Genomic DNA, 11,505 nt, shown 5'->3' on the forward strand with positions numbered 1-11,505 from the left:
GATCAAGAACCCAGTCGTAACGCCAGCATCGCTGCCGCGCCACGCCGACTGCATCGAGTGCCGATTTGCCGGGCCGGTATCCATAGGAATTCGGATGGAATCTCGGCTCCACCCTCGGTTCCAGATGTTGTTTGACCACCATCTGCGCGATGCGATCCGCGACCGTGGGTATGCCCAGCGGCCGTGTTTTGCCATCGCTCTTGAGTATATCGACCCGCCGCACCGGCGGCGGAAAGTAACTGCCCGATGACAGCCGATTCCAGAGCTTGGAGAGATTGTTCGAAAGATCAGCCTCGAAGTCCGCAATCGTCTGGCCGTCAACGCCAGCCGCTCCCTGGTTGGCTCTAACCCGCTTGTAGGCGTTCCATACCTCCCTTTTCGGAATAGCATATGGCTTTGCCCTATCCACGAGGATCCTCCCGTCGCCGGTTGTCCCCGCACCAGAGCTGAACAACGCAACCCCTTCGCTCCAGCCCCATTACAGGACCTTCATCACTACTACGGGTTGCTCCGCCCCTGTGCCGCGCATCGGTACTCTCACCCTCACAGGGACCGCCTGCTTGGGTTTCTTCCTTGTCATCGTGGCGACAGGTTCCCGCGTTCCACACGAAAGCCTGATCCAGAGTCACGCCGCCTTCATGCCGGATGCCATCTGGGCAGAAATCAGGTCGCCTCCCAGACTCGTCCCGGGTTAACGAGTTCCCCCCGGTTTCGACATCATCTTGCACTTTTCGACACGTCATCAGCGGTTCGCTTGCGCTCGTCTCTCCAGACCGTACCTGACGGGCTCGAAGCCCGCCTTTTCAGCAACGCTCACCACCACGGCTCTTTACCGTCGCAGCTTGCAGTGGCTTGAAGCCTGCCCCTGACGGCCGGCTCCGAGGGGCCTACCCTCATCTTTCGTGCAGCTCGGCACCCGCATCAGGTGCAGGAGCCTCGCGGCACACTCTCATCCAAATGCCACCGCCACTGCGGCCCGGAACGCAAACGCTCGGCGCGTTTCTTGCGGATTTCGGAAGCGAACATCGGGCCGAACCGGTTCCACCAAAACCGGACGGATTCATGGCTGATCTCAATCCCGCGCTCGTGCAGCAGGTCCTCGACGTTCCGCAGTGAGAGTGGGAAACGGACGTACAACATCACCGCCAGGCGGATGATCTCGCGGCTCGTCTTGAAGTATTTGAACGGGTCAGGTTTCGGCATTCCGGGTAACTGTTCAGCCCCCCGCCCAACCGCAAGAAAAGTTCCCCTGACATCACCCCGACAAAAGCTGCAAGTGTTCACCTCCGCGAAGGTAAGTTCAGAGAATTTCCTACGTGGTCAATTCCAGAAAAGAAGTCGGTGAAAATATCTTCGCCGGAGACCGGGCGCGCTCCGGCTGCGAGCGCTACCGAAAGGCCGATGGCCGAGGAAAGGGGGTTGTGCCGGTCGGCACCTTCGCCCGCGTTGAGGTTCATCACCAGGGTCGGGCAGAGGAAGAAACCGAGGCGGATCACGTCCTCCCAGTCCGTCGGCAACAATCCCCGCTCTTCTAGGGTGGCAATCCAGGGTGCCCAGAACCGCTCGGCCTTCACCCGCAGAAGCTGGCGGCGCAGGCTGCTTACTTGCCAGTCAGTGTCGATCCGCAGCCGGCCCTCGGCGACTTCGACACGCGCTGTGAAGCGTTCGGCGGCCAGTTCCGGTGTATACAGCCAGAACGGGTGGGCGAAGACGTTGTGAAAGGTCGATTTCACTTCAGCCAGAAGGGACGGTAACCGAGCCCCCGCGAAGGCGGGGTCAAAGAAGGACAGATGATCGGCCGCCTCGCCGCGTTCGTACCAGACATTCGCGTTATGGGCGTCACCATGGGCGACAATGCCGCCGGCATCCGCCTGTCGTTCGGGCGCGTAGCGCGCATGGGCGAGGTCGAACAATTCGCCGAGAGAACGGGTATATTCCTTCCCGTTTATCACTGGTCGCGCCCTCGCGAGATCCTCCCAACGGACTGACACACCGCCTGGGAAGTCGAAGCGCTTACCGAAATAAAACCGCGCCAACCGGCCGCCGGGATAGGCGCCGCTGGCAGGGTCGATGAGGCGTTCGTGGAACAGCCGGTGGATAGGCTCGGCGGCGGATTGTTCGAGCGTGATCGGGGCGAGCGTTTCTCGCGCGCAGGCCAGGAGACGATCGTTCAGTTCGGCTTCGGCGGCAACGGCCCGGGCGATCGCCGCGGGGTCCGGGGACCGCTCCAGTTCGAAGAGCACGTCCGAGAAGCGCGGATCGGAGCGGCGGGCATAGACCAGCAATTGCTCGCCCGGCAGGGTGGACATGTGCACTGGCTGGGTTATGGGCAGGCCCGCCTGCGCGAGGATGTCGGCGCGGTAATACTCCCCGCGCATCTGTTCCTCGCCTTCCTCCTGGTGGAATTTGAAAAAGAAGCCCGCACCATCGGAGTCGAAGAAGCCGTTGAGCGAGTTGAGCGAATACTGGTCGCGATTGATCCTGAGATTCTCCACGGGAATCGCGAAGAGCTCCGTAACCAGATCGCGCAGCATGGCCTCGGCGCGCGCGCTGTCCGTCCGTGCTATGGCCCGGATCTCGCCCGTCCGCGAAAGTGGCGCTGCGCCCATTTCAGGCGCCTCCGCAGCAGATGATCGTCTTCAATCCCGCGACCTCGCCCGCGATATGCCGTTCATAGGCCGCGGGTACATCGTCCAGCGGAATCTGCGCGCCGATGAACGGGTCCAACATTGCCGTCAGATCGGGAAGCATGTCAGCGATGTCGCGAAGGTCCTGATCTGTGAAGGCGTGACAGCCGTGAAGGGTAATCTCCCGCTCCACCAGCGTTACCGGGTCGATGAGCGGGACGGCGCGACCGATCCCGACGAGCGCGATGGCGCCACAGCCGGCGATGCCGTGGACGAGCGCGTCAATCACTGCGTCGTTGCCAGTGGTCTCGACCGCGTAGAACAATCGCAGATCCGCAAGGTCTTCGAGCTCGATCACCTCCGCGCCGGTCGCTTCCGCGACACAGGCGGCGCGGGCAGCGTTTCGTTCGACCAGCTTCACAGCATTGCATTGCCGGCGTGCCAGCAGCGCGACCAGCCCACCAATTGGACCGCATCCCGTCACGAGGATTTCTGTGCCTTCAGGTGCTGCGAGCCGCCTGAGCGCATGCAGCGCGACAGCGAGCGGTTCGGCCATGGCGAGATGGCGGTCCGGCACGCCTTCAGGCGCGGAGATCACGTTGCGCGCCGGAAGCGTGACTGCATCGGCGAAGCCACCGTCGATCGCCTCGCCGATAAAGCCGAGCCTGTCGCAGACCTGCCCGTGACCTTCTCGGCAGGCGGGGCAGTCGCCGCAGATGTATCGGCTGTCGACGATCACGCGCTGGCCTGCCGACACATGGGTGACGCCCTTTCCCGTCGCCGTGACGATGCCGGAGAATTCGTGGCCGGCGACCGAGGGCGTCCGGGTGATCCACGCGCCGGTGCGGTAGTTGTGCAGATCGGAGCCGCAGATCCCGGCGGCGGTGACGGCAAGGGTCACCTCGTCTGCCTTCGGCGGCATTGGCGGGGCGATGCTTTCGATCCGCAGGTCCTGCTTGGCGTGCAGCCTGACTGCCTGCATCGCTCAGCCCTTCAGGTAGGTCTGGCGCAACGCACTCACCGCGACCGCGTGCGAGGAGAAGCCTTCGTATTCCGCGAGCGTTCCGGCCGCCTTCGCCAGATCCGGATACCCCTTCGCGGTCACGTAGCCCACGGAGCTTCGGCGCAGGAAGTCGGTGACCGACAGCGGGCCATAGGTGGTGGCGCCCATCGAGGTGGGCAGGACCGCGTTCGGGCCGAGCGCGAAATTGGCAATCGAGACCGGCGTGTGCGGTCCCAAGAGAATCTCTGCCGCGTTGCGGATCTCGCCGAGATACTCGAAGGGCTTGGTCGAGAGGATCTCGAGATGCTCCGGTGCGTATTCATTCACGAAGGCGCAGGCATCGTCCATCGACTCGGCCAGCACAATGCCGCCAGACGTCCCCGTCAGAACGGTGCGAGAGAACTCGACCCGCTGTTCGGTCATCCGCCTCCAGAGATCCGGCAGCGCTTCGAGCGCCTGCTCGACGACGCGCTCGGAGTCCGTCACCAGCCAGGCCGAGCTGTCCGGCCCGTGCTCGGCCTCGATCAGCAGGTCCATCGCGGCCAGCCCACCATGGACCGTGTCATCGGTGAGGATGATGCTCTCGGAGGGACCGGCGGGCAGGCCCGGATCGATGACGCCCGCCAGCAAACGTTTGGCGGCCACCACCCAGGGGCTGCCTGGGCCGACAATCTTCTGCGCTTTCTTCACTGTCTCTGTGCCGAGCGCCACGGCGGCCACGGCCTGTGCCCCGCCGACTTTGTAGACCGTCTCGACGCCGGCGATCCGAGCGGCGACCAGCGTCGCCGCGTCCACCTTTCCGTCCGGCCCCGGCGGAGTGACGATGGCGAGGTCCGGCACGCCGGCGACAACGCCGGGGACCGAGGTCATCATCGTGACCGACGGGAAGGAGCCCTTGCCGCGCGGCACGTATAGGGCGACCGAGGAGATTGGCGTGAACCGGTCGCCGGCAAAGGCGCCGGGGCGGATCTCCTTGAGCCACATTGGCTCCGGCGCCTGCTCCTCGTGGAAGCTGCGGATATTGTCGATGCCAAAGCGGATCGCCTCGATAACCTCGTTCTCGACCAGCGCGAAAGCTTCGTCGAAATCCGCCTCTGTCGCCTTCAGCGCATCCTTGGTCAGCGGTTCGGCCTTGTCAAACTCGCGGCCGAAGTGGACCAGTGCCTCGTCGCCCTCGGTGCGGACGGCCTCGATGATCGGCTCGACCTTCTCGAGGAAGAAGGACAGGTCCGCTTCCGACCGTTGAACGAGGGCGGCACGCGCAATCGGTGAAAGACCCTTGAGGCGCTGAACGTTGACGTCCGACATGTCTGTTCCTTTCTGCTCGGCGCCGCGGCTTCTGCCACGGATCCGTCTGTCACTTCGACTTGAGGAAGATTTCCAATCCCACCAGCCGGTCGAGCAGCCAGACCGCGAATAGTGCGATCACGACGAAGACTGAGGAAACCGCGGCGAGGTCCGGCGTGATGATGGAACGGATGTTGTTGTAGATCTGGACCGGCAGGGTGACGGTCCGCGCGTCGGTGAGCAGGAGGCTCACGAGGAACTCGGTCATCGCCAGCACGAACATCAACAGCCCGCCAGTGATGACACCGGGCATGACGCCCGGAAGGGTCACATGCAGGAAGGTCTCGACCCGTCCTGCTCCGCAATTGGCGGCGGCGAGTTCGAGGTCGCCGTCCAGAGAGGCAGCCGAGGAGGATACCGACCAAATGATGAAGGGGATGTTTATTGCGGCGAGAGCGACGCCCACGGGCCAGACATTGCCGAGGATCCGCCAGCTGCCGAACACCAGCATCATCCCGATGCCCGAGCCGATGAGCGGGATGGTGAAGGGCAGCAGCAGGTAGACCTGAATTGCATTGGTGAAACGCAGGCGGAAGCGCGTCAGCGCCAGCCCGGCCAGCGTTCCGACCGGGACCGAGACGGCGAGGCAGATCAACGACACGATGATCGAGCGGCCGAAGGCGCCCCGCAGATCGCGCGCCATGGCGATTTCTCCATACCATTTGAGCGAGAGCCCCTCGGGCGGGAAGGAGATGATGTTGCCCGCGGTGAGTGAGGCACCGACGACGATGAGCGTCGGCACCGAAAGGATCACGATGGAGAACCAGACGATGGCCCAGAACAGGATGCGCTGCGTGCGGCTGATCATTTCCGCCCTCCCATTCCGAGTGTTCCGGCCCCGAAGATCGCAATGACGACGCCGGCGATCACCGATCCGAGCGCGACGAGCAGGAGCGCCAGCGCCGCGCCGAGGCCCTGGTCCGCCGTTCGGAAAAACTGGTCGTAGATCGCGTTGGCAATGAAATCCTGCGAGCCGCCTCCAAGCATCGCGGGCATCGCGAAATCGGTGAGCGAGAGCGTTCCCACGACCAGCCCTGCGCCGACCAGCCCAGGCTTGGCCATCGGGATGACCACGTGCCAGAACGACTGGAGCCAGTTGGCTCCGAGCGAGCTGGCGGCGGTCTCGGTCTCGCGCGGGATGGCCGTGAGCGCTGGCGCCAGCAGCAGAACGGAAAAGGGCAGCATGTATTGCACAAGCCCGAAGACCACGGCCGGAAAGTTGAAGAGAAGCCGCAAGGGTTCGACGCCGAAGAGGCCCAGCACGTCGTTCACCGCGCCGGACGTGCCCAGAACGATCAGGATTCCGTAGGCGCGGACGACCTGGCCGATGAAGAACGGAAGGAAGAGAACCACGAGGAGGCTCTTGCGGATCGTCGCACTCGAGGTGCGGACCATGATGTAGGAATAGGGCAACGCCAGCAGCAGCGTGAAGAACACCGTGAGCCCGGCGCCCAGAAGTGAGCGCCAGAGCACGCGCCAATAGGTCGTGCTGTCGATGATCGTCTGGTAGTTGGCGAGCGTGTATTCCTCGGAGGGCAGGAAGGTCGACCGATCGAGGGTGTGAAGCGATCCTTCAGCGATTTGCACGAGGCCCAGCACGAGGATGCCGACCAGCAGTATTGCCGGCGCGATCATCGCCCAGCCCGAGTAGCGTGCAAGCCGCCTCGGCCAGATCATGTCAAGTGCCGCTTCGAGCGCGTCCATAACCCGCCACCTGAGCGGATACCGGAACTGCTGGTCGTCGCTTTGCTCAGGCATATCGCAAGTCATTCCGCCGTGTGAGGCGACGTCCGGCTGTAAGCACCGCAAGGTCGGGTCGCGCCGTGGACGCCAGTCGAATTCAGAGGGCGCGCCGCCCGGTGACGGCGCGCCCTGGGATCATTTAGCCTTGCATGATTTCCTTGAACCGCGCGAACCAGTCGCTTTCGTTCTGGACCTGGACGGCAGAGGAAATGCGGATGAGATGCTCGAAATCCTCCGGCTTGGTCGGATAGGAGGGGTCGTTCTCAAGACCGGCCGGCGGCGTGAGGCCCGGCACGACGCCCGGCAGGCCAAGACCGTCGAGCCAGACCTGTTGAGACTCCTGGGAGAGCGCGAGATTGATGTATTGCTTGGCCCAGTAGAGCTCGTTCTCGGGCAGGTTCTTCGGAATCCACAGGCAGTCGGTGTCGAACTTGCAGCCCTCTTCCGGGACCGTCCAGGCAAGCTCCACGCCGTTGCGCTTGGCTCCGAGAGCGTTGGTCGAAATCGTGCAGGCGGCGTCGATTTCGTCGTTCTGGAACCAGGTGGTGAAATCCGGGTCCTCGCCGAGCAGCGGGTTCTGTTCCTTGATCTCGCGGACGAAGTTCCAGCAGGGTTCCATGTTGTCCGGAATGTCGTCCAGCGACCCGCCGCCGGCGACCTGGGCAGGAAAGTGGAAGCCGATGCCGTCATTGTAGAGCGCGATGCGGCCCTTGAACCTGGGATCGAGGAGGTCGCGCCAGGATGTCGGCGGGCCATCCGGGAAGGCCTCCGGCCGATAGGCCAGAACGTAGACATAGCCGTAGGTGTTGATGAGCGGGTAGCCGTCGAGCCCGACGGGCTTTGCAAGTTCAGTTGTGTTGGCGAGGTTGCTGAGATCCGACAGGTCCTCGGTCACGCCGCGCAGCGCAGACTTGGTGGCGTTGGTGGTGGTGTCCCAGTTGATGTGGATCGGCGGCACGCGGCCCTGCGCCACCGCGGCCCAGACTTTCGGCTGGATCTCGTTGTCTTCGGTCAGGTCGTGGCGCACCGCGATGCCGGTCATCTCGGTGAAAGGATCGGACACGCCCGCCTTGAGCGCGTCCACCCATTCGCCGCCCCAGGCGCGCACGATGATCTCGGAGGGTTTCTCGGGTTCCTGCGCAAGGAGGCGCCCGGCGGGCATGGCGGACAGAAGGGCGGCGCCGCTCGTCGCCATCCCGGCGCGCAATACGCCCCGGCGGGTATGCTTGCTCGTCATTGTTAGTCTCTCCTCTGCTGGTGGTTTCGCCGGTTTCTCAGGCGGTGGATTTGAAGATCTTCATGTCGCGCGCGTTCCAGCCGATCGTGACCTGGGCGCCGATCTCATAGAGGTCGAATGCTTCTGTGTCGTGGTGATAAACTTGAAACGCAACCCCCGGCAGGCGGTCGGACTCGGCAACGTAGAGCAGTCTTTCTCCCTCGAATATCACATCGAGGATCCGGCTAGGGAAGGCCGTGTCGCATGTTGCGAGAGAGTCCGGCGCGGCGACAATGCGGATCTGCTCGGCCCGGATCGCGCCGCGAACCGGCGTTCCCTCGGCAATCTCGCCGGCATGGGTCCCGCTCAGATGCAGGTCGCCGGATTTCAGGCCTCCCGGAAACGCGGTGCCGGCAACGAAGGTCGACACGCCGAGGAAACCCGCGACGAAGGTGTTTTCCGGCATGCGGTAGAGTTCCACCGGCCTGGCGTGCTGCTGGATCCGACCGCCGTCCATCACGATGATGTCGTCGGAAACCACCAGCGCTTCGCGCTGATCGTGTGTGACGTTGATCGTGGTTACGCCTAGCTCGTGCTGGATACGGCGGAATTCGAGCTGCATCTCTTCGCGGAGTTTGCGGTCCAATGCCGCCAGTGGCTCGTCGAGCAGCAGGAGTTCCGGCTCGAAGACCAGTGCGCGTGCGATCGCAACGCGCTGCTGCTGTCCTCCCGAGAGTTCATTGATCCGGCGTTCGCCGTAATCCCCGAGTTTCACTAGGTCGAGGAAGTCGCGCACTCGCCCTGGAACACTGCGGGGATCGTATCGGCGCATCTTCAGCGGGAAGGCGACGTTCTCAGCCGCGGTCATATGCGGGAAGAGCGCGAGCCGCTGAAAGACCATGCCGACGGAGCGCCGATGCGGCGGCGTGGCGTCGACTGCATGGCCGTTGACAGTGATCTCGCCGCTGGTCGGCTTCTGGAACCCGGCGATCATGCGCAGGAGCGTTGTCTTCCCGGAGCCGGAGGGGCCGAGGATCGTCAGGAACCTTCCCGTTTCCAGGTCGAAACTCGCCCGGTCCACTGCCGGCGCACCGTCTCCGAAATCCATCGTGAGGTCGCGGGCGCGAACCGCCACGGGTCGCTTGATCTCACTTTTCTCCCGCGATGTTTCGGCTGGCGCGCCTTGCTTCATTCCGACTTCTTCCTTCGAGCCTCGTCTGGCCGGCCAAGACGTGAGGCTTCCTTTCGAGTTGCGACAGGCTTTTTGCGATTAGCTCCACGCAACGCCGTCATGCGACCAACAATGCCTAGATTTTCGCCAGGAATCCCCCGTCGATGACCATGCACTGACCTGCAATATACGCCGAAGCGCTGGATGCGAGAAACATCGCTGCGCCGGTGAGATCGTCGAGACGTCCAAGGCGTCCCATCGGAACCCGGGCTGTCATTGCCTCAACCCAGGCCGCGTCCCGGTAAAACTGGTCGGTAAGGTCCGTCCTGAAATAGCCGGGCGCAATTGCGTTGACCCGGATACCCTTCGAGGCCCATTCCGCCGCGAGTGCGCGCGTCATTCCGAGAATGCCGGTCTTGGATGCGCCGTAGGGTACCGCAGTCGGCACACCGACATAGGAGGTGAGAGACGCGAGGTTCACGATAGCCCCGCCGCCCTCTCCGGCCATGCCCGACGCCACCGCCTGGGCGACAAAAAACGCCCCCTTGAGGTTGGTGTCGACGATCTTGTCCCAAAGCGCCTCGTCGATCTCGAGTGCATCCCGCACCTCTTCGACACCGGCGTTGTTGATCAGGGCGTCGACTTTCGCCAGCGCGCCGAGCTTGGCGCGGATCTCGCCCACGTCACGCTGATCGACGGCCACGCACTGGACGCCGCAACCTATCTCCCCGAGGGCGGCCGCCGTGGGTTCAAGCGCTTCCACGGTTCGGGCAGTCAGGATCAGGTCGGCGCCGCTCCGGCCGAAAGCCAGCGCCAGCGCCTGCCCGATGCCTCGGCTTGCGCCCGTCACCAACACTCGCTTACCGTCGAAGCGGAAGGTGACATCAGGGGGCGCAAGGGGTTCTTCGGTCATATGCTTCTTCCGATCAATCGACTTGACATGTCTGGACCTATGCGCACCGTCTCGACCGCGACTTGGCAAGGGATATCGTCATGACCTCACCGGTATTTGCCCTGCGGCCCGAACTGGCAGCGCTGCTGCCCTACAATTCAGGCCTTACACTTGCAGATGTCTCCAGTCGATGCGGTGGAAAGGCCATTGCCAAACTCGGATCAAACGAAAGCCCCTACAGGCCGCCGGAAGAAGCCCTCCGCGCCATGGAGGATGCGATCCGGAACACCCAGCTTTACCCGGACCCGAGTGCCCGTGACCTTGCAGAAGCCATATCGCGCCAGACCGGCGTTCCGGCGAAGAAAGTGATTTTCGGTGACGGGTCGGAAGACCTCTTGAACGTCCTCGCACGCGCCGCCCTGCGGCCGGGCGACGAGATGGTCACGCTCTACCCCTCCTTCCCGCTCCACGAGGATTATGCGCAGATGATGGGCGCGACGGTGACCCGGGTCGACCTGACGCCAGACCGTCGAATTGATATCGAGGCGCTTCTTGCCTCAGTGGCGCGCCCCGTGCGGTTGGTCCTGTTGGCGAACCCGATGAGTCCGGCGGGCCTCTGGCTCTCCCCGGAGGATATCGACCGGCTGCTCGCTGCCCAACATCCCGAATGCTTGCTCTGCCTTGACGAAGCCTACGTCGAATACGCGCTTGGCACGGATTTCCTGCCGGGAACGGACCGGCTGTCTGGTCACGACAAACCGCTCCTCGTCTTAAGAACCTTCTCCAAAGCCTACGGCTTGGCGGGCTTGCGGATTGGTTATGGCCTCTCCAATTGCGACGAGTTGCTGCGCGGAATGCATCTCGTGCGCACGCCGTTCAACGTCAATGCCGTCGCGCAGGCCGCGGCGCTTGCGGTGCTGCGCTATCCGGGACGGATGCAGGAGGCCGTGGACAAGACGTTGGCGGAGCGCAGCCGGGTGGCCGCGGTGCTCGCGGGGCGCGGGCTTGAGGTGCTGCCGTCGAAGGGGAATTTCCTGTTCGTGAACGTCGTCCGCCCTGCCATCGACGTCGCAGATGCGTTGATCGAAAAGGGCGTGATCGTGAAGCCGTGGAAACAGGCGGGATACGAAGCCTTCCTCCGGGTTTCCATCGGCCTTCCGCGCGAAAACGATCAGTTCCTGGAGGCACTTGCCGAGGTGCTGTGACGTGGCCGGTCGACGCGCCAGAACATCACCCGGTCCATTTCGGCATTCTGATGATGACCATCGTCACGCTTGGTTCCATGACGCCACCGGTCGGGATAGCCATGTTCACGATCTGCAGGCTTCTGGACACGCCGATAGAGGAATACCTGAAGGAAAGCCTTCCGTTCTTTCTGGCTGTCCGTCGTCAGAGTATTTCGGAGATCGCGAGGTTTCTCGTAGCGAGAGTTCCGGTTCGGTTTCCGTTTGAGATTATGCGGCAGCGTTCTGATGCTGCAAGCGGCGTTTCCGGATGGTCTGTTTC

11 protein-coding genes and 1 pseudogene are annotated in these 11,505 nt (G+C 63.4%); 2 read left to right on the top strand and 10 right to left on the bottom strand.

Features of this window, described 5'->3' with window-relative positions; genetic code table 11:
• The 10 genes and pseudogenes from EU800_RS24675 to EU800_RS24725 all read right to left on the bottom strand — a co-directional run.
• The coding region (locus EU800_RS24675; protein WP_242500822.1) for a reverse transcriptase domain-containing protein at positions 1 to 409 on the bottom strand (409 nt) is incomplete at its 3' end.
• A 539-nt stretch (positions 410 to 948) separates the two neighbouring features.
• A pseudogene (locus EU800_RS24685) lies at positions 949 to 1,203 on the bottom strand (IS6 family transposase); the annotation flags it as partial.
• Positions 1,204 to 1,280: 77 nt separating this feature from the next.
• Complete coding sequence (locus EU800_RS24690) at positions 1,281 to 2,609, bottom strand: hypothetical protein (RefSeq protein WP_129636139.1); 1,329 nt, start codon at positions 2,607 to 2,609, stop codon at positions 1,281 to 1,283.
• A 1-nt stretch (position 2,610) separates the two neighbouring features.
• Positions 2,611 to 3,609 (bottom strand): zinc-binding dehydrogenase, encoded by a 999-nt coding sequence (locus EU800_RS24695; protein WP_129636140.1) that lies wholly within the window; start codon positions 3,607 to 3,609, stop codon positions 2,611 to 2,613.
• 3 nt (positions 3,610 to 3,612) lie between these two features.
• Positions 3,613 to 4,938: a histidinol dehydrogenase gene (hisD, locus tag EU800_RS24700; protein ID WP_129636141.1), complete on the bottom strand. Its 1,326-nt coding sequence runs from the start codon at positions 4,936 to 4,938 to the stop codon at positions 3,613 to 3,615.
• Between the two features lie 49 nt (positions 4,939 to 4,987).
• A complete protein-coding gene (locus EU800_RS24705; protein ID WP_129636142.1) occupies positions 4,988 to 5,785 on the bottom strand; it encodes an ABC transporter permease in 798 nt (265 codons plus the stop codon).
• Positions 5,782 to 6,735: an ABC transporter permease gene (locus EU800_RS24710; protein ID WP_129636143.1), complete on the bottom strand. Its 954-nt coding sequence runs from the start codon at positions 6,733 to 6,735 to the stop codon at positions 5,782 to 5,784. The genes EU800_RS24705 and EU800_RS24710 overlap by 4 nt, the downstream gene beginning before the upstream one ends.
• A 124-nt stretch (positions 6,736 to 6,859) precedes the next feature.
• Positions 6,860 to 7,957, bottom strand: coding sequence for a PotD/PotF family extracellular solute-binding protein (locus EU800_RS24715; protein ID WP_129636144.1), 1,098 nt, complete (start codon positions 7,955 to 7,957; stop codon positions 6,860 to 6,862).
• Between the two features lie 37 nt (positions 7,958 to 7,994).
• Complete coding sequence (locus tag EU800_RS24720) at positions 7,995 to 9,128, bottom strand: ABC transporter ATP-binding protein (protein ID WP_207210002.1); 1,134 nt, start codon at positions 9,126 to 9,128, stop codon at positions 7,995 to 7,997.
• Between the two features lie 115 nt (positions 9,129 to 9,243).
• Positions 9,244 to 10,020, bottom strand: coding sequence for an SDR family NAD(P)-dependent oxidoreductase (locus EU800_RS24725; protein ID WP_129636145.1), 777 nt, complete (start codon positions 10,018 to 10,020; stop codon positions 9,244 to 9,246).
• A gap of 80 nt (positions 10,021 to 10,100) precedes the next feature.
• On the opposite strand from EU800_RS24725, the gene hisC reads away from it, so the two are divergent.
• Positions 10,101 to 11,204 carry a histidinol-phosphate transaminase gene (gene hisC / locus EU800_RS24730; RefSeq protein WP_129636146.1) on the top strand — a complete coding sequence of 368 codons (1,104 nt, stop codon included), beginning with the start codon at positions 10,101 to 10,103 and terminating at the stop codon, positions 11,202 to 11,204.
• A gap of 53 nt (positions 11,205 to 11,257) precedes the next feature.
• On the top strand, positions 11,258 to 11,505 hold a 248-nt coding region (locus tag EU800_RS24735), incomplete at its 3' end, for a TRAP transporter large permease subunit (protein WP_371685668.1).

This window comes from Tropicimonas sp. IMCC6043 (assembly GCF_004146235.1).
Classification (GTDB): Bacteria; Pseudomonadota; Alphaproteobacteria; order Rhodobacterales; family Rhodobacteraceae; genus Tropicimonas.